The 21297-nt window shown below is 30.5% G+C and carries 13 protein-coding genes and 1 other annotated feature; of the genes, 3 read left to right on the forward strand and 10 right to left on the reverse strand.

Annotated features, from left to right (window positions below; genetic code table 11):
* Positions 1 to 113: 113 nt before the first annotated feature.
* The 3 genes from NNC19_RS11685 to NNC19_RS11695 all read right to left on the reverse strand — a co-directional run bounded on the left by NNC19_RS11685 (position 114) and on the right by NNC19_RS11695 (position 5227).
* Positions 114 to 2756, reverse strand: a complete 2643-nt coding sequence (locus tag NNC19_RS11685) for a valine--tRNA ligase (RefSeq protein ID WP_310938836.1) — start codon at positions 2754 to 2756, stop codon at positions 114 to 116.
* Positions 2757 to 2806: 50 nt separating this feature from the next.
* Positions 2807 to 3033: a binding site (T-box leader), on the reverse strand.
* Positions 3034 to 3084: 51 nt separating this feature from the next.
* The gene (locus NNC19_RS11690) at positions 3085 to 4548 is read right to left on the reverse strand and encodes a cellulase family glycosylhydrolase (protein ID WP_310938837.1); all 1464 of its coding nucleotides are present in this window, start codon (positions 4546 to 4548) and stop codon (positions 3085 to 3087) included.
* 139 nt (positions 4549 to 4687) lie between these two features.
* Positions 4688 to 5227, reverse strand: coding sequence for a CPBP family intramembrane glutamic endopeptidase (locus NNC19_RS11695; RefSeq protein WP_310938838.1), 540 nt, complete (start codon positions 5225 to 5227; stop codon positions 4688 to 4690).
* A gap of 107 nt (positions 5228 to 5334) precedes the next feature.
* Here NNC19_RS11695 and NNC19_RS11700 point away from each other — a divergent pair, with 107 nt between their 5' ends.
* The 3 genes from NNC19_RS11700 to NNC19_RS11710 all read left to right on the forward strand — a co-directional run bounded on the left by NNC19_RS11700 (position 5335) and on the right by NNC19_RS11710 (position 8711).
* On the forward strand, positions 5335 to 5937 hold the full coding sequence (locus NNC19_RS11700) for an accessory gene regulator B family protein (protein WP_310938839.1): 603 nt from the start codon (positions 5335 to 5337) through the stop codon (positions 5935 to 5937).
* A 58-nt stretch (positions 5938 to 5995) separates the two neighbouring features.
* Positions 5996 to 6727: a LytTR family DNA-binding domain-containing protein gene (locus NNC19_RS11705; protein ID WP_310938840.1), complete on the forward strand. Its 732-nt coding sequence runs from the start codon at positions 5996 to 5998 to the stop codon at positions 6725 to 6727.
* A 649-nt stretch (positions 6728 to 7376) separates the two neighbouring features.
* The gene (locus tag NNC19_RS11710) at positions 7377 to 8711 is read left to right on the forward strand and encodes a GHKL domain-containing protein (protein WP_310938841.1); all 1335 of its coding nucleotides are present in this window, start codon (positions 7377 to 7379) and stop codon (positions 8709 to 8711) included.
* Positions 8712 to 8738: 27 nt separating this feature from the next.
* Here NNC19_RS11710 and NNC19_RS11715 read toward each other — a convergent pair whose 3' ends face one another.
* The 7 genes from NNC19_RS11715 to NNC19_RS11745 form a co-directional block, all read right to left on the reverse strand.
* Complete coding sequence (locus NNC19_RS11715; RefSeq protein ID WP_310938842.1) at positions 8739 to 8882, reverse strand: AgrD family cyclic lactone autoinducer peptide; 144 nt, start codon at positions 8880 to 8882, stop codon at positions 8739 to 8741.
* 258 nt (positions 8883 to 9140) lie between these two features.
* Entirely contained in the window at positions 9141 to 11870 is a 2730-nt protein-coding gene (locus tag NNC19_RS11720) for a glycoside hydrolase family 9 protein (RefSeq protein WP_310938843.1), read from the reverse strand.
* Positions 11871 to 11893: 23 nt separating this feature from the next.
* Positions 11894 to 14125 carry a glycoside hydrolase family 48 protein gene (locus NNC19_RS11725; RefSeq protein ID WP_396136415.1) on the reverse strand — a complete coding sequence of 744 codons (2232 nt, stop codon included), beginning with the start codon at positions 14123 to 14125 and terminating at the stop codon, positions 11894 to 11896.
* A gap of 120 nt (positions 14126 to 14245) precedes the next feature.
* Positions 14246 to 15796, reverse strand: a complete 1551-nt coding sequence (locus tag NNC19_RS11730) for a glycoside hydrolase family 9 protein (protein ID WP_396136416.1) — start codon at positions 15794 to 15796, stop codon at positions 14246 to 14248.
* A gap of 49 nt (positions 15797 to 15845) precedes the next feature.
* Complete coding sequence (locus tag NNC19_RS11735; RefSeq protein WP_310938845.1) at positions 15846 to 17213, reverse strand: dockerin type I domain-containing protein; 1368 nt, start codon at positions 17211 to 17213, stop codon at positions 15846 to 15848.
* 35 nt (positions 17214 to 17248) lie between these two features.
* Positions 17249 to 19072 (reverse strand): glycoside hydrolase family 44 protein, encoded by a 1824-nt coding sequence (locus NNC19_RS11740; RefSeq protein WP_310938846.1) that lies wholly within the window; start codon positions 19070 to 19072, stop codon positions 17249 to 17251.
* A 25-nt stretch (positions 19073 to 19097) separates the two neighbouring features.
* Complete coding sequence (locus tag NNC19_RS11745) at positions 19098 to 21227, reverse strand: glycoside hydrolase family 9 protein (protein ID WP_396136417.1); 2130 nt, start codon at positions 21225 to 21227, stop codon at positions 19098 to 19100.
* Between the last annotated feature and the right edge of the window lie 70 nt (positions 21228 to 21297).

Genomic DNA, 21297 nt, shown 5'->3' on the forward strand with positions numbered 1-21297 from the left:
ATATAACGCGACTGAAAGCTAGATAAAATCTAGCTTTCAGTTTAAGATTTTTTTATACTTTCCTTTACATTAAAAAATAAGGCAGCCAAAATGACTACCTTATAAATCTATTTTTATCCTAAAGTTTTTATTCTTGCTTCAACTGCTTCAAGCATTTCAACATATTTTTCCCTCTTAGCCTTTTCACCATCTACTACTGCTTGAGGAGCTTTAGCCACAAAGCCTTGATTTCCTAGCTTTTTATCTATTCTTTCTATTTCACCATTAAGCTTTGTAACTTCCTTGTTTAATCTTTCAAGTTCTTTTTCCTTATCCACTAAATCTAGAAGAGGCATAAATAACTCTCCACCTTTTACTACTAAGGATACTGCATTTTCTGGAACCTCACTCTTATTTTCAATAAAATTAACTTCTGAAGCAGATGCAAGCTTTTCTATATAAGCTACTCCTGATTTAAATGCCCCCTTAGCTTCTTCTCCAATATAACAAATAACCTTTGCTTTTCTTGAAGGTGGAACATTCATTTCAGCTCTTACATTTCTAAGCCCTTTAATAGCTTCTATTATATATGCCATTTCTTCTTCTGCATTTTTATCAACTAATTTTTCTTCAAATGCTGGCCATGGTGAAGTAGTAATTGTCTCTTCATCACTTAAGTGAGTAAATATTTCTTCTGTTATAAATGGCATTACTGGGTGTAATAATTTTAATCCTGTAATTAAAACCTTATTTAATACATTATAAACTACACCTTTAGATTTTTCATCTTCACCATAGAATACTGGTTTTACAAGTTCTATATACCAATCACAGAATTCAGTCCACATAAAGTCATAAACTTTTTGTATAGCTATTCCTAGCTCAAATTTATCCATATTTTCTGTAACTTCACTGATTAAATTATTCATTTCTGATAATATCCACTTATCTGCTAAAGAATATTCTGCACAATCTTTATACTTGTTCATAACTTCTTTATCTAAGTTCATCATTACAAATCTTGATGCATTCCAAATCTTATTAGCAAAATTTCTAGCTGATTCTACTTTTTCAGGATAATATCTTATATCATTTCCTGGAGCATTACCTGATACTAACATATATCTTAAAGCATCAGCCCCATAATTATCTATTACATCTAATGGATCTACACCATTTCCTAAAGACTTACTCATCTTTTTTCCTTCTGAATCTCTAATAATACCATGAATTAATACTGTATCAAAAGGAGTTTCATCCATATTATGAAGTCCTGAGAAAATCATTCTAGCAACCCAGAAGAATATAATATCATATCCAGTAACTAGTGTGCTTGTTGGGTAGAAGAAATCTAAATCTTCTGTTTTATTTGGCCACCCAAGTGTTGAGAAAGGCCAAAGTGCTGATGAAAACCAAGTATCTAACACATCCTTATCTTGTTCTAAATTAGTAGATCCGCACTTAGTACAAGTTTTAGGTGCATCTTCTAATACCATCATTTCTCCACAATCTTTACAATAGAAAACTGGAATTCTATGTCCCCACCATAATTGTCTTGAAATACACCAATCTTGAATATTTTCCATCCAGTTAAAGTATGTCTTTTCAAATCTCTCTGGAACAAATTTAGTTTTCTTGCTTTTAACTACATCCACAGCAGGCTTTGCTAAAGATTCCATCTTAACATACCACTGCTTAGATATTATAGGTTCTACAGTAGTCCCACATCTATCATGAGTACCAACATTATGAGAATGGTCTTTAACCTTTACTAATAATCCTGCTTCTTCTAAATCCTTAACTATTGCTTTTCTTGCTTCATATCTATCAAGGCCTTCATACTTTCCACCAAGTTTATTGATAATTCCCTTATCATCCATAACCCTTATAATTTCAAGATTATGTCTTTTACCCACTTCAAAGTCATTAGGATCATGAGCTGGTGTCATTTTAACTGCACCAGTTCCAAATTCTAAATCAACATATTCATCTCCAACAATAGGAATCTCTCTATTTACTAATGGTAAAATTACAGTTTTTCCTATAAGATGTTTATATCTTTCATCATTTGGATTTACAGCAACACCACTATCTCCAAGTAATGTTTCAGGTCTAGTAGTTGCTATTTCTAAACTTCCTGAACCATCAGTTAATGGATAGTTAATATGCCAAAAATGGCCTGCTTGTTCTTCATATTCAATTTCTGCATCAGAAAGAGCTGTTTGACAATGTGGACACCAGTTAGTTATTCTATTTCCTTGATAAATTAATCCTTCATTATATAGCTTAACAAATACATGTTTAACAGCTTTATCTAAATTATCATCCATTGTAAAAGCTTCTCTTGTAAAATCAGCTGATACTCCAACCTTCTTTAATTGGGTTCTTATTCTTTCTCTATATTCATCAGTCCATTCCCAAACTTTTTCTAGGAATGCTTCTCTTCCCATTTCTTTTTTATCAAAACCTTTTTTAGCTAGTTCGTTTGCAACCTTAACTTCTGTTGCTATTGAAGCATGGTCTTCACCTGGAACCCACAAAGTACAATAACCTTGCATTCTCTTAAATCTTATAAGCATATCTTGAAGTGTATTATCAAGAGCATGCCCTAAGTGAAGTTTACCTGTTATATTTGGTGGAGGCATAACTATTGAATAAGGTTTCTTACTCTTATCTACAACTGGAGTAAAGTATTTTTTTTCTTCCCAAGTTTTATATATTCTCTCTTCAAAGTCTTTTGGATCATATGTGGTTGATAAATTCTTGTTTTCTTCCATATCTATTTCTCCTTTTCTTTTTCTTTCAAAATAAAAAGAGCCTTCATCCTAAAAAGGACGAAGACTCGTGGTACCACCTTTATTCCTACTATAGTAAATTAAAACTATTATAGGCTCTTGTTTCAATAACGATTTAGAAAAACCGTCCTTAGCTACTAAAAAATTTCACTAAAGAAGCTCAAAAGCTACCTTCAGAACCTTCCATATAAGGGCTTCCACCTAATCCCTCTCTCTTAAATACATCTAAGTTCTTACTCCTCTTTATCACAGCCAATAAAATATTAATTTACTCCATAATATATTAAGAAAATAATTTTGTCAAATATTATTAATCGATCTTATCCTTTAAAAGCATAAGATCCATGATATTTATTTTACCATCCCCATTTAAATCAGCATTCTTTGTGTTGATATTGCTTATTTTACCTGTAAGATAATACTTTAAATTTGTGTAATCTAAAAGACTTATAATACCATCATCATTAACATCTCCTAAAAGTGCAGGTTTTACAACCATTCCAGTAACATGTGTACCATTAGTACCTAAATTAACTTGATGATCTAAACCTATAAATTTACCACTTTCATCTTGCCACAATGTAGGTCTAACAAGATCCATTTTTGCTTGATCAACTGTTTTGAAATCATATCCTAGTATTCCTCCAGTATCTCCTGAGTTTGCATTAACACACCAAAAAGTATGATTCAATTTATTTTCTTTAATTAAATCAGCTAAATCCCTCATCCATTTTTCATTTTTTCCACCATCAAGGTTTCCACCCCATTCTCCAATTAAAACAGGTGCTATATTATTTTCCTTAAGATAAAACCAATTATCACGCCACACATCTTTAATTAATGAATCCTTAGTAAAGTCACCTTCAAACCATGACTGAGCAGATACTCCTGGACCATAATCATGTGGAGAATAAACTATTTGATTTTTATATTTCCCTGGATTTACAGGAAAATCTTTAACTCCTCTAAGATTTCCTCCCCACCAAGAACCATAGTAATCACTTATTCCTTTAGCGTCATAAGTAAGTCCTTCTTTTGGATAGGTTTCTACTCCTTCAACTACAACTAAAAGATTTGGATTAATATCTAGAATCTTTTCTCCAACTTTTTCAGCTTCATATTTCCAGTTATTTTTATCAGCACTTCCATCCCATTTAGCTGATTCACCTGCCTGATAGGACTTTCCATGGGGTTCGTTAAAAACATCTGCAGCTACTACTGTGTCATCATTTTTATAATGTTCAGCTAAATACTCCCAGCAATCTTCAAAATCTTCTGTTGTATAATTTCCTGTGTACCAAGTAGGAGTTTGTCCACCACTTGCTATTCTATGCATATCTAACATTACTTTCATACCTACTTTTTTACAGTAAGCAATTACCATATCTAAAATTTCTAAGCTATTCTTCCCCTTTAAATCAGGATTAAGATAATCATTTGGTGAAGAAGGCATTGGATATGTACCTTGTCTCCATTGATTTACCAATTCTACTGATAAAGGCACCCTTAAAATATTAAATCCGTTATTAGCAACCGTATCTAAAATATTCCATGGTGTATTAGCCCATATTCCATGAAAGGAATAATCAGGTGTTTCATTTCCAAACCAAGCTATACCTGTTAACCTCACTTCATTCCCATTTGCATCTAAAATCTTACTTCCATCAGTATGCAAATAATCATCATTATTCTCTGCAGCTAAAGCTGTTAGTGAATTACTAAACATCATCATAGCTGACATTATAATTGAAAAACATAATGACCTCTTTTTCATCAAAAATTCCCCCTTAAATTTAAGTAAAACTACTGTAATCACAGCAAGTTTTATGCTATAATATTACATAAATACATATAATATGTAAAGTAACTTTACTTTAAATATCGATATTTAAATCGTAAATTGTAATTAAATATTATAAACCTATCCAAATACATAAGTTAAAGACTGAGTGACATATTATGGTTGTCCATAACGATTTATACTCTTTAAATAAATATCCAAAAACTAAACTCACCATAGTCGTAGTTATAGATGATTGTATTATATTTGTACTAGAATTTATCCATGTTGGAATATGAAGACTAACAAATATAATGGTGGTTAAAATATTAGCCAACCAAAAATTCATCTTACATTCTAACTTTTGGAAGAGAAATCCTCTAACAGGTATCTCTTCCAAAAATCCTACCATAGTTCCACTAAGCCAGAGTATTCCTATATTGAAATTTACATAATTTGTCCCATTAACTATATTTTTAAGTACAAGTAATATTACTAACATGATACTGACTATAAATCCAACTAAAATACCTTTAAAAGGATTTTCAGTTAATTTTAAATATTTTAATGGATTTATCCTGTCTACTTTATATATGTAAATGAAAACAGGTATATTAAACACTATAAGATATAAGAAAATTCCTAAAATTAGGTTTTTAAAATATATTTCCAAACCAACACCTCTTTAACAAAATTATGATATAATATGAAATTCATAGATATATTATATAGCAAATTATGTAATTTAGGTAATATTGTTATAGAAGAAAGGAGTTAAAAATGGTTATTACTGATAACTTAAGTAAAAAAATTACCAACTTTATTGGTGAGACATTGTCGAGTTCTACTGATGATTTAGAGAAAATTGAATATGGCATTAAAGTTATATTTGCAAATTTATTTAAAATGCTTATTCTATTTTTTATTGCTTATATGCTTGGAATATTAAAATATACCACTGTAGCTCTTACTATTTTTGCAATCTTAAGAATTTTTGCTTGCGGAGTGCATGCAAGTTCTAGCATTCAATGCATTATTATCATTCATGCACTTTTTCTTGGAAATGTTTATGCAAGCATGTATATAACTTTAAGTAAATTATCATTTTCTTTGATATTTTTAATTAGTGTTATATTAACATATAGCTATGCTCCGGCTGATACTTCTGAACGTCCTTTAGTTAGTAAAAAATTACGCAATAGTTTAAAATTCAAATCAATTATGACTATTGTTATTTCATTTATAATATGTATTTTTATTAAAGATAGTATCTATATTAATATAATTACCTTTGGAATTCTTGAAGAATCTTTATCGATTACTCCAATATCCTACAAGATTTTAGGTAAAACTTATAATAATTATGAAAATATTCAATTATAGACATATTAATGAAAATAATGTTATAATATACTGTAACTATTTTATGGGGGGAATTTACATGAATATAATACTTTGTGAAGATAGCTCACGCCAAAGAAAAGAATTTGAAGATATAATAACAAATGAAATTAATAATCTAGATTTTAAAATTGTCCTTTCTACAAATAATCCTCATAAGGTTGTAAAACACGTAGAAGATAATTCAACAGGCAACTTTATTTACTTTCTAGATATAGATTTACAAAGTGATATAAACGGAATTGAATTAGCAAAGAGAATCAGAAAGTATGACCCATCTGGTTATATTATCTTTTTAACAGGCCATGCTGAGTTAACCCTTCTTACTTTTCAATATAAAGTAAGAGCAATGGACTATATAATAAAAGGGGACAACCAGGTAGTAAGACAAAAAATTCATGATTGTATAACTCAAATATGTGATGATATATCAAATAGCAAAAACAAAAAAACTAATTTAATACCTATTGATATTGGTAATAATCTTGTATTTTTCGATCTAGATGAAGTACTTTTTTTTGAAACAGCTGATACTGAACATAAAATTAGAATTCATACACCAACAGGATATTCCGAATTTTATGGAACACTTAGAGATATAGAAACTACATTAACTCCATCATATTATAAGCCACATAGATCCTACTTGGTAAATACTAAGAAGATTAAATCAATAGATAAGGAAAATCTTATTATACATATGATGAATGGAGAAACATGTTACGTAGCTTCTCGTTACTTAAAAGGCTTACTACAAAAGTGTTTAAAATAATATTTTAAATCTTTGTTAAAATGTAAACGATTTCAAATTAATGGTATTTACAGAAGGATGTGTAAAAATGTCAAATTTAGTTTTTGGTGTAGTATTTCCTTTAATAATGTCACTTATTATGATACTGCCCTTAGTTTGTATTATTAATTTATCTTTTAGTAAGAAACCATTTTTTACATGTTTTTTTATTAATTATTTATGTATTATATCATTTCATATGAATATGAAAGATATAATTTGCATTTTTATATTACTTGCTACTTCCTTCGTTTATTTGTATTCTACATCAAAAAAAGTAATATATTCCATTTCAATTGTTATACTTATAAATATTGTTATATCTTTGAGTGATCATATTACAGAAATTATATTTACAAATATAATTAATTTGACTTTATTACAAATAGAAGAGAGCAGGCTTTTATATTTCATATTTGCATTTTTAACTTTATTATTTTCTTGCTTAATAAGCAGGATATTTAGAAAACTTTTCCTTAATATGAACAAAACTCATTTATGTTCTAATAAAACTAAAAACAAATAACTCATAAAAACCAATATAGTATTAAAAATTTTTACTATATTGGTTGTTCTTTTTATTTCAAACATATTAAATGAGCTAATATAATTTACAGAAAGGTGGATTTAAATGTCAAGTTTGACTTTTTATACATTATATCCGTTAGTTATGACACTTCTCATTTCTATACCAATTTCTATACTAAACATTATGAAAAGCAAAAAATTTTTTTTAATATATATAGTTTTATGCTACTTTTTTATGATTATTTTTTTATTCAAAAATTTAACAAATTTTGCAATAGTAATTGAAATGATTTTATCATCTTTTTATCTCTATATTAACAATAAAAATTTAACTTATTCTCTAATTACTCCTGTATTTGTATTTTTTATTATTGCTATTAGTGATACAGTTACTGGAATTTTTGTTACAAAAATATTACATTTTAGTTATATTGAAACTAAATCAAATTTAAATTTATATTTTTTTATAGGAATAGCTATACTTACCTTAACTATTTTAATTACTAAATTTATAAAAAAAATATATATACAAATTATTAGAAATATTGAGTTACCTAGATTCTCTAGTTTTTATCCCGTTATGGCAATTACCTCCATACTTATTTTTGTACTTTTATTATCCTATATTTCAGCACTTAGATTTTTTATTCCGTTTGTAACTGAAAACTTTATTGCTTTATATTCTTTATCTGTTCTTTTTTTTCTATTAATATTTATTATTATTATTTATTTAGCAGTACATTATGTAAAATTATCAATAAAACAAAATTTTATTGATAAAGAAAATAAACAATTAAAAGATTACTCTAATATGCTAGAAAATATGTCAACTGATTTAAGACGATTCAAACATGATTACATAAATATTCTTTCAACACTTGGAGAATTTATTAACCAAGGTGATATGGATAATCTAAAAGAGTATTATAAAAACGAATTACTGACTGAAAGCACAAAAATAATTAATAGAGATAAATATATTTCTCTTCTAAAAAATATAAAAATAACACCTTTAAAAGCTCTGATTTCTTCCAAAATCATTTATGCTCAATCAAAAGGAATAAAAACTATAGTTGAAATACTCGATGAAATAGATAAACTTCCTATTAGAACTTTTGATATATGTAGGATATTAGGAATATTTTTAGATAATGCTATAGAAGCTTCTTTACAGTGTGATAATAAATTTATTCATTTAGCTATTATCCAAAATGATGATGCTACAATAATTATCCTCATAAATTCCTGTTTAGAAGATACACCTCCTGTATATAAAATTTATACTAAAGATTTTTCAACAAAAGGAAAAGGTAGAGGAATTGGTTTAAAATCAGTTAAAGATATGTTAAATCAAAAATATAAAAATATTTTATTAAATACGACAATTACAAATTGTACATTTAAACAAGAAATGATTATGAATAAAAGTGATAACTAAAATTTGTTATCACTTTTATTTTTTCTCCTAGTCTACCTCATATAAAGATTTAGGCATCTTCGCTTCCTCTACCAAAAAAAAGAAGCATAAAGATGATGATGTTGTTGCAGCAAACATTGCAATTGCAGAAATAATTAATGCAATAAATTTCTTAACCCTAAAAGATTTCATTCCTTAGTCCCCCTAATAATCGTTTACATTAATTATAGCATAACTTACATATACATCTTATAATTTTTATAAAAACTTTACTTAATTTTTTTATTCTTAACATCCTACTGAGAATTAAATAAAAGCGTCCAACTTCTCCATCAGTTAATTCAATAAGCATTTCTAGTCAATTGTAACTTTAATTCATTTATTATATTTTTTCTTGTTGTTGACATAAAAATATCTAAGCAAAGATTTTTCCTTGCTTAGATAATTTTCTTACCCTTCTACTGGGAACTTCTTAATCTTTCCAGTTACAAATTTTTTAAGATATAATGAATCTACAAGAGTAACCTTGCCATCTCCATTTAAATCTGCAACTTTTTCACCTGCTTTATTTGGAATTGCATCTCCATAATTTAAATAATTTTGCATTAATAATAAATCACTTATATTTACTACTCCATCTCCACTAAGATCTCCATAAACGATTGGTTCTGGTGGAATTGTTGTTTCATGATTATCATCTATATAAGAAGTAATCCATGCAAATGGTGCATTCCAGTTAATTGTGATTTCGTTTGTTGACCAAGACTCTATATTATCCATAAAGCATTTTTCTGATGCCATTGCTCCTGGAAGCCATCCTGATCCCTTAACCCATGGATCTTGTAATCCTGAATTAGGTCCACCAGATATACATCCTGCTGGTGCTTTAGGGAATGAATTATCTGTTTGATATGCCCAGAAACGATGATGTGGATTTTCTAATGGATTTTCACCATATCCAGTTACATAACTTTGAACATTAGGATTACATCCAAGTAAATAATCCATTGATCTTGCAGCGCCATCAAGATACTTAGTTGTAGAACCATCACTAAAGTCATTAGCATAAGCCATTACTATAGCAGAATTTGTAACAAATGCATTTGATCCCCATGGAAGTCCTTTTATTTTATCCTTTGATTGTACAACAGATAAATTACTTTCACTAATTGGAGTACCATATCCTTGAGAATTTTCTATATCAATAAACTTATCAGCAGCTGCCTTAATGTTATTTTTAGCTTTTGTAAGGTCTGCTTGAGGTAAGTTAGTTTTTACTGTTGCTAATGTAATTGTTCCTAAACCTTGTGTATTACCCCAGTCAAAACAACCAACTGTTCCATCATCTTCTCCACCAGTTAATTCAGTAGGCATTTCTAGATAATGCTTAGAACTCTTAGCTTCATTTAAATAAGTATCATTTCCAGTTGTTGCATAAAGTTCGCAAGCTGCCCAGTAGAATTCATCTCCTACATAGGTATCACCATAGTTTCCTCCACCAACATCTCCTTCAAGAGTTTTATAAATGTCTGGATGAGCTTTAGCTGCTTTCCAAGCCTTTTCTGATGCTACTTGACACTTATTAGCAAAAGTAGGATCTATGTCTTTCCATAGACGAGCTGCTTGTGCTGTAACTGCTGCAAAGTTTAATGTGGCAGCTGTTGATGGTGGTTGTAAATAACGAGGTTGTGGATCTTGATCTGGACGAATTCCAAGTGCTGTCCAACGTTCATCATGTGCCTTGTGATGTACCATTCCTGCTAATGCTTGTCCATCTGGTACTTGCATCTTCAAGAATAGTTCCACATTCCAACGCGATTCATCAAGAATATCAGGAATTCCATTTCCACTTTCAGGTATATTCATTGAATTATCTGCAAATGGTGCTTTTGTTAAATCTCCACCTTTTGATTTAACTCTCTCAAATTGATTCATCATAGTCCAAGTAGAAATACCACCATTAACTATATATTTACCATGATCACCAGCATCATACCATCCACCAGTTACATCTAGTGTATAATTAGGATTATACTGTTGTTGATACCAAGTTTTTGTGCCATCTGTATTATACATAGCATTTGATAATACATCACTTGGATGTCCAGCGGCTCTAGCTAAATCTGGTCTTTCAACATATTGAGATTTTATATCTATACCACTTCTATTTTGATAGAAATACTTAATTGCATCAGATTTCATTTTAGTATATAAATCTGTTCCTATATCAAAAGACATACTTTCAGTTGAAGAAACATTTGAAGGCACATCAGCTCCATTAACAACTAATTTATATCCTTTTCCTTCTTTTTGGAAATCTGTGAAATCAATTATATGAACATTGTCTCCTGAAGCTTCATCAGCCCCAAATACTTTTGTCTTTCCTTGATAAACTTGATTACCATCAGCATCTACTAATTTCCAATCTATAGGACTTGTTGCACTTGATAATACTGTAGCTTTTTTCTCAAGCTTTGGGAAATATCCTACTTGATTAACACGTACAGCATTTGTTGGTTCTGGTATTGTCTTTGGATATCCAGCAAATTGTGGATCATCTACATAGATGTTATCAAATTTGAATGTATATGGTATTTTAGCTGCTGCACAATCACCAGCTAAATGGAATGCAAATTCACATTTAGCATCTGTTGCATCATTCATAGTAAACTGAGCAGTAACAGTCTTTGGAACTCCTGCTTGTAAATCATATGGATTCCAGTTGTTATTCCAGTATTCTTTATAAGGTTCCCCTTGTTGTCCTATTTTAGGATAAATTTTACAATTTTGATCGGCAGTTACTGTAAATTTTACAGTATAAGTATGACCTTGTTCAAGTGTTAATCCTCTATGACGAAATTGAACAGACCATCTATTATCCTTACTTGGATTATCAGCAATTTTGTTTACTGTAATATTATATGATCCACCTTTAATATCAAATTGTGCTGTAGATGGAAAAGTCTCAACCTCAGTCCATGGCAATCCAACTCCATTATCAAATGTACTATTTTTTATAAGATGTCCTTTTGTTGCTGGATCTAATTCAACTTTATTAGTTCCACTTGTTACTGTTGCTGCACTAACTTTTTGACTAGTATAGTTTGAAGCTGGTGTAAGCAATGATGTACTTATCACTCCTACAGCAAGAACTGTACATAATAATTTTTTCTTAATCATTCTTTTCCCCCCTATTTGTCCTTTTATATCATATCTTTAAGTGCTACTAAATCCATGATATTAACTTGCCCATCTTTGTTAACATCTGCATTTGTTTTGTTAATTTTGTAAGATGGATTAGTTAAATATTTCTTTAATGCAAGTACATCAGCTAATGATACTTGCCCATCACCATTAACATCTCCCAATATTGCATCATTTGGTAATTCCTTAACTAACATGGAATATGTTCCATTAGCTATAGCAATTTCTGATTGAGCCCAGAAACGGTGATAATTAAATTCAGGTGTCTCACCTTTATTATAAGCTTCTTGTAATTTTGCAAATTGAGGATCTTGTTTGTACTTTGAACGAATATCTATAAATTTGATACCTGACTTGATTTGATCTCCATTAGCCATCTTTCCATTATATCCACTTGGTACAAAAACTTCTTGTTCAAAGAACTTTTTGTAATCTGCTCTCTTTTCACTTACTGATAATCCTTTATCATCTGAATATTTTTTCCACATACGATCAAGCAATTCTTTTGAAAGTTTTCTAGCTTCTTTATCATATCCATCAGTAAATTTATCTTTATCATACTTGCTAGTAGCTGCAGTATAGTATGCTAATGTATTAGCTAAAGATGCTGTTGGACCAAGATCTTGTCCATAATCTGTAACTTTTACATGAAGATTAGAATTTCCAGTAGCAGAACCATTCCATGTATCAGGTTGACCTGTCCATTCTAAGTTACCTGGTATTTCAAAAGATCCATCATCTTTAAGATGTACTTCTCCTTTAACCCATTTAACCCATTTATCAAGAACATCGCCTGCTTTTTTATCTCCAGTATTATAATAATATTCAGCTACACGTTGCATTGACCAAACTTGCATACCAAACCATTTATTACTTGGTGGATCATTATAAACTGGTGCTGGATCATAAGCCATTCCGTAGAATGTTGCAGTTCCTGCTGGATAATTTTGATAACTACCATTGTCAGTAGTATATGAATTTGTAGCTCCACCAGCTATACCACCTTCTGAAGATTGTAGCCATTGATAGAATTCAAGCTGACGATCTAAACTCTTAGCCCAATCTGACTGACCTTTTTGAGACTTAGGTGTAAAATCTTTACTATTTGACATAATCCATGCTGTCATTGGATTTTGATATCCCATATGATTATGAGAACAAGATATCTTCCAAGACCAGTCTGCATTGTCGCTTCCACCCCAAGAATAGTACCAACCTAATAAATAGTGTTGATTAGTACCTTGCTTTTGGTCATTTGTAGCAGTTCCTATTTCTTTAAAATATTTATCAAACATAGAATATCTTAAATAATCACCCATTTTTGTAGCTTTTGATACTTCATCATTAACATCTGTTCCTTGCTCTTTAGCCCATTGATCAGCCCAATAAGTTGCTTGAACTGCACGTGCATCTGCATCTGAAGCTATAGTGTATCTCCATTGCTTTGAATAATTATTATCTTGACTGAATAAAGGTAAGAATCCTTTGTCACTACCCCAATTAAACTTTTCATATGATGGATGTGTAATTGCTTTCCATACTGATTCATTAGCACCTCTTTGATAATTGTTAATATATGCTGGATTAGTATCATTTGCATTACCACGATTTCCATATCCATACCAATTATCTGTATCAAGAAGCCAATGCATTCCATACATTTCTGATGAACCATATGCATTCTTCAAATCATCACTAATTGGATCTTGTCCAACTGGAGCTCCAAACATTATTTTACTTGGATATTTATTAATTGATGTATATTCATTCATAAGATCTGCAGGATGACTTGGTTTATAAGTATTCATACCCTTTTGATCTTCCCCATGAGGTATAATGTACGTATCTGCTGATTGCCATGCACTCTTAAATTCATCCCAATTGTTAGTAAACTTACCATACATAGCTTCAAGCCACATATAATAACTGTAAGTTTCACTTGTTGTCTCATGTCCATAATCAGGACCTTCAACCATTAAAGTTTCAACTGAATGGTATGGAACTTTTAAAGTCTTTCCATCAGAAGTCTTAATTTCCCTAAAATATCCATTAGTTGGATTATGAATTTTGTCTCTTAAATTTAAGAAACGCTCTTGATACTCTTGTGATTCTGCATCATTTGCAGCTTTAGCTGTTGAAGTTAATGCTGGTGTTACTACAAACGAAGCACCAAGAACAACTGCTAATATTAATTTAGATTTTGCCTTTATCACTATAAATTCCCCCCACATGTTTTAATATTATATATTGTAAAATCGTCTGTGTTTTCTTAAATTAATTTAACCAACCTCCTTATTTAATTTTCAACACTTCCGATTGACAACCAATTTATTTTTTAATTTAATATAGAATTAAATTAAATCCTTTAAAGCTACCAGGTCCATAATATTAATTAAGCCATCTTTATTTATATCTGCTGCTTTCAAATTAATATCTCCTGTTTTAGAAGTTATATATTTTTTTAGCAATAAATAATCTGCTAAAGTTACACTTCCATCATCATTCACATCACCTAATATTGTGTTATTTTTATAAGTTAATTGCACAATTCCTGCTAAAGCTCCTACAAAACCTGCATTATAATCAATTGCAACTTCACTAAACTGATATTGGCTTATCTCATCTGTATAGTTATCATTTGCGTCTGGTCCACCTACTAATGCTCCAGTTAATACATGTTTTGCTTCCTTTTTATAGTCATCATGTTCATAGGTATATCCATTAGCTGCTCTATGGTGTGGATGCTTTGGATAGTTTGACCCAAAACCTATCATATATGACATATTCTTTGGATTTTTACCTAATATATAATCTAATTGTGATTTTGCAAAATTCTTTAAAGACTCATCTTGAGTTTGCTTATAATATACTAATGCAAGCATTGATTCAGCTGCGGAATATCTAAGCACTCCCCATTCAGTTAAATATTTCAATCCACCTGGGGTTGTTCTTACAGAATTTTTCCAATAATCTAAGTTAAATTTCATCGCATCTTTATATTTACTTTCTCCAGTTATTTCTGCCAATTTCAGAATTACTGGAAGCTTCATACTATTCCAACACATTGTCCAGTTATCATTTAAAGAATTTGAATTTAGCATTATAAATTGCTTTGCTTCATCTAAGTACTGACTATTACCATCAGCTTTATATAACCATGTAGCAGCCCAAGCTAAATCATCACCATATGAAGATGACACATAATAGCTTTGTCCATTACCACATCCTTGTGTGCTTTTTCCCATATTGTATAAATCTTTAGCCGCCTGTAAGCATCTGCCAGCATAACTTGCATCTTTATCTTTATAATTTAAGTACATAAGACTCAAAGCTGCAGAGGTTTCACCCAAAACATCTGATGCTGGTTTACTTGAATCAGCAACATATAATGTTTTTCTTGCATCAGCTTGATTTTCTGGACTTCCCCAGTAATTATGGTCAACATCCCCATCTCCAACTTGATAATAAAATGTATTAGAATTTGGATGACATTTTAAGAAATAATCTGTAAAGTATTTCAATTGTTGAATTTGCTTTTCTTTATTGCCACTTAAATCAAAACCATCTTTAAATTCATATAAAGCCCATCCCATTACTGAAGCTGCATACCCTTGAGTTATTCCAAACTTCACATGGTCTCCAGCATCATGATATCCACCTGATAAATCAAATCCAACATCACTTCCATCAGTAACATGGCAAGCACTTCTCCAATTAAAATAATTATCCTCGCCAGCATCTTTACCACACTTATTTGCATCATAAAATATTATTGAATCTTTTAGTGCAGTTTTATAATCAATATCTTCACTGGCTTTAACCATAGTGCCAGGAATAATAGTTGTTGCTATCATTCCCAAAATTGCAAATAATGTGATATACTGCTTTCTTCTTTTAATCATTCCCTATCCCCCCTAATTCAAAACAAGATAGAATTTAATTAATAAAAAACTAAATAGCATCTTTTAATAATGCAAGATCTAAAATATTTATTGTATTATCCCCATTCATATCTGCATTTGTTTTATTAATTTCACCAATTTTTGAACTAATATATTTTTTTAACGCAAGTACATCTTGTAAACTTACTTTTCCATCCCCATTTACATCACCTAGTAGAACATTAGGTGTGTTTTTTTCACTCATAGCTTTTGCATTTTCCATAATTACACTTGCAATAGAACTTGGATATAGTACACGGAATCCATCATAATCTGGATAGTCTTGTTTTCCATCAAAACCCACTCCAGTTAAGATCCAAAACATTGTTCCTGCGCCACCATTATTTAACACTGTATCATTCCAAGTCTTATATACACTCTCTTGATTACTCTTTATTCCATACTCTTCTAATACCGAAGGTTTATTAACAGCTTTTGCTGCATCAATATGATCTTTTATCCATTGAGTACCCCATTCTACTGACCTACCCCAGCCATCTGGATACAAGTGGTAAGTACCATAATCAATTGAAGGAATTGTTATTATCTTCTCCCAATCTACACCAGCTCCACCATTATAGTCATAATCACTACTTCCTTTTCTATTAAAGAAACCTTCATCTCCAACAGCTACCATATGATCTGGATCTATACTCTTGATATATTCACTCATTTCTTTAACCCAATTATAAAGAGTAACACCTGAAGTATCAGCTCCACATCTAGGTTCATTAGCAAGTTCCCAAGTCATAATAGTTGGATCATCTTTATATTTAACTCCTGTTAATGAATTAGTTCTATTTAAGAAATGATTCACATAGTTTTTATATGCTGTCTTACAAGCTTCATTAGTAAAGAAGTTGTCATGATTACCTGCTCCTGTCCATTGAACATATTTATCAATTCCGCCAAAATCTTTCCAGTTGTTTATGAATGGAATTACCAATTTCATTCCTGACTCTTGAGCTTTTTTTACTGCATAATCAAACTTTTGAAATCCAGCTTCATCATAAACTCCAAGACTTGGTTGTAAAACTATATCACAACTCTTATCTCCATCTAAAAATCCCCAAGTACGCATTACCTTAAGTCCCATGGCTTGTGCTTTTTGGAATACATCATCTATCATATAATTAGGTGCATATGGTAAGTAATAGTTATTTGTACCTGCAAAGTAGAATTTACTTCCATCTAATTCAAATTCACTTCCATTAGCTTTTACAAATCCACTCTTTGCTGTTGTATCAGTAACTTCATTTGATTTACTATTAGAATCAACTGCTGCACTTACATTAACTTTATTTCCTGAAATAATAGTTGTTGCTAAAATCCCCATAGTAGCAATTATTGTAATTAAACTTCTTTTTTTTCTAATCATTTTCCCTATTCCCCCTTAAATTCAAATCACCATTTTTATATTAAATCTTTAAGTAATGTAAGATCTAATATATTAATTACTGAATCTCCATTGATATCTGCATTTAATGTATTTATTTCAACACTATTTGTGCTTATATATTTCTTTAATGCTATAAAATCTGCCAAACTTACTTTTCCGTCATCATTAACATCACCTAACTTTTTAGCTTTTGAATCTAATACTAGATGATAAACTGATAATTTTGGCACTTCATATGTTAAAGTATTATTACTTACATCAGTTATTGGTGTTTCTTCTTTTATATCTGAGCTATTTTCATCAAATCCCCAAACCTTTCCTGATGAATACACTTTATCCCCATCAAGTTTTAAATTAACTTTCATTGGCTTATCATAGTTTTTATTTATTAAAATAACATGAAGTTTTGAATCATCCTTACTATCTACTGCAGAATAAACTGATGAATTTTCAATATCTGATGTATCAGCTTTTACTTTTATATCTCCATAAGTCGAATTATTTCCATCATAATTTCTATATAAATTATAAGCAGCTTCAATATAGTTAGACCCTCCGCTTAATCCCCAAAGAGAAGCAAAGTATAAATTTTGATTAGCGAAAATACCAAAAGCATCTGCTTGTGCTATTCCTCCTGAAATATGACCACCGCCACCAAAATTGTATTCTGTTATAGCAAGCTTTGTTCCTGGATAATATTTATTTATTGAATCTTTCATTTTAGGAATTATCGGCGTTAAATTCTTACACCATTGTCCTATCCAACTATCTTCCGTAAAGCTTGAATCCCACAATGTTCTAGGTGCTTGAATACGTGCCTTGTTACAATCAACATTGCTATAATTTTTATCATCAGTTACCCTAATTCCACCACCTTTTGCTTCTGAATAATAATGAACATCAAAAACATCTACTAGTCTTCTACCTTCCTTAGCCTCAGCTTGTTTCATTTTGTCTAAATAGTAATCTACAAACCAAGTGTAGTTTCCTTGAGCTTTAACAGCATCCCAATCTGGAGCAGTTACTAGGGATTGAAAAGCTCCCATTCCAAATAAAGCTGGTCCATAAATTTCAGCTTTAGGATCTACATCCTTAACAGCTTTAGATAAAGCTACACTTTTATCAACAAGTTCACTACAACTAACCTTATTTGGATGTACCCTTGCATGTGTGGTATACCATAACCCTGGTTCATTGTCTAAAGAATATGCTTTTATACCTGTATCAGTATCTGCTTTTCCATATTTCTTATTTAAAAAGTTAACGAATTCGTCCATATATACTGCATTATCATTTAAATCTGGTGTATCTGTAAATGCACTATCTTTCTTTGGTTTTACTTCAATCCATCTTGAAGATGGTGCAACTTCAGCCTCTGAAACTGGTCCATTTTTATCTTTAGCAACATAACCTGCCATCTGTAAAGTAACTAATGAATATTTTGATTTTGTCTTTAATGTATCATCTTGAAATTTAGTTACTACTTGCCCTGGAATGTTTTGCTCAGAATAAGGACTATTCATATTTAAATAATTATCACTTTCATGAAGATAATCACTGCCAGCATTTGATGCATTATTTTCCCAATTATATGCTGTAAATCTATTTCCCCCAGCCCTAACAGCTGTAGCAACTTCTGGTATTCCCCCATTAACCTTATTAAAATCATAATTTGTTCCATATATATATGGACTAATATTTTGTCTGCCTGAATTTGTATCTATATTTACATTTATACTATTTACTTCAGTTTCATCTGCAAATGCTGGTCTACAAATGGAAACTGTTGATGTTATTGAAAAAATCAAACATAATGCCATTAATTTTTTAAGTTTCATTATTTTCACCCCTCATACTTTTACCCTATATCATTCCTTGTAAAAGGAATAAATCCATAATATTTATTGATCCATCATTATTTATATCAGCTGCCTTAGTATCAATTTTTCCATTCATTGTACTTATATATTTCTTTAAAGTTAAATAATCTAAAAGTGTTACTTCTCCATCTCCATTTACATCGCCAATATTTATAGTTTCTTTTGACTCTGGAGTATTTCCATATACTAAAACACCATCATCATAAACTGGTATCTTTTTTGTTTGAATTGGAGCTTCTCCAGGTGTTTTTTCTATTTCTTCATATGAATAATCATTTGTACTATCCCAATAAGGAGCATTTTGAGCAATAGATGGAGCTGACATTCTAAATTGAACTTCTTTCCTATAATGTGGTTGTCCACCTGGATATATTTTAGTTCCTGTAAAATCTACATTAACATAATATATATTCTTCTCTGCATCCCATGGTATTAAATTAGATACTTTAGCTCCTTGATTATAATTTGTACTTATTGAAACATCTTCAGCTTTATATCCAGCTTTGACAATTTCACTTATGTCTATAAAATACTTAAAAGAAAGTTTATCTCCAACCTTTGCTGGCCAACCTGATTTGTTATATAGATATGCTTTTACTTCCATAAAATTAGGTCCACTAGCATTTACAGAAGCTTCTACATAAAACTCATCATTAGTTTTAGGCTCTATTGACTTAAAGTTTTCTATAGGATTGCCTCCATGCTCCTTATACATTTTTGCTAATGCCCCAACAAAACCAGCATTATAATCACATGCTACTTCGTTATGAGTAAAATCTTCAACATCATCATTATAACTATCATCAGCACTAGGTCCTCCTACTAACCCTCCATAAAGGATATGTCTTTGATAACCTGGTACTTCTTTCTTATCTAACCAAGATCCTTGCGCTCCTCTATGATGTGGATTTTGGGGAGAATTAGTACCAAAACCTACTTCAAAACTTCTTCCTGTACTTCCTAATGCATAATTTAATTGACTCTCCATAAAATCTTTGTATATTGATACTTTTGAAGGCGTACATCCTGCCCATTCTGAATATACTCCTGCTAAAAAGGCTGTGGTAGTTGAATATCTTAATGCTCCCCATGAGCTTATCCATGCTAATCCTTTTGGTGTATATTGAACTCTATTTCCATTATATCCAGTTGTCCAATAATCTAAGTTTCTTTCTGCACTTTCTTTATATAATGAATTATTTGTTATTCTTGCTAACAAAATTTGAGCCCCAAAGTGAACATCATCCCAACATTGTCCCCATTTATAAGATATTGTTGTTGTTTGTTGTTCAACTCCCCAATGACTAACATAACTTTCTGCCTTCTGTAAATATGAATTATCATTAGTTGCTATGTATAACCAAGTTGCTGCCCATGAAAGTTCATCCCAAAATCCACTACTTAAAGAATAATATCCTGATGCTGCTTTATAACCTGTATCGCTTTGTGCTTCATCAGCAAATTCAAATAATTCTTTTGCATGTTTTAAGCAAGTTGCAGAGTATTCAGCATCTGTATCCTTAAAAACAATTGCTGCTGAAGCAAGCGAAGCTGCTGTTTCTGCACTAACTGTTGTTCCAGGATTTTGTTTGTCTAACTTGTATGATGGTCTTTCCATCTGCATTACTTCTGGAGGTCCCCACCAATTATGATCTTTTCCTCCATCTCCAACTTGATAATAGTAAACATCTTTTTCTGGATGACATTTTATAAAATAATCATTTGCCCATTTAATTGAATCCATTATATATTTAAGTTGTCCACTTTTTTCATAAGAATCTCTATCTTCATATAAAGACCAAGCCAACATTGTTGATGTATATGACATAGGCAAATTAAATTTCACATGATCTCCTGCATCATAAAAACCACCTGTAAGATCTAATCCAGCATCTGCCCCATCATTCATACCTGAATCAGCTCTCCAATTATCCCTTTTATCTGAAGGTAATTTGCCTGAACGTTGAAAATCGTAAAACATTATAGCTTTTTGTAAAGCCTCACCATAATTGAAAGTTTCATCTTCTGCTGCATTACTTACTAAACTTGGCATTATTATTGATGCACAGAAAGTAAGGATTAATAGAGTAACATATTTCTTCCTTTTCTTCATTGCTATCATCCTTTCTTAAAAATCATGTATCTAATTTTTTAGTGGCCAATCTTTATAAGCAACTATAAAG

The sequence above is a fragment of the Clostridium sp. SHJSY1 genome (genome assembly GCF_031626875.1).
Classification (GTDB): Bacteria; Bacillota; Clostridia; order Clostridiales; family Clostridiaceae; genus Clostridium.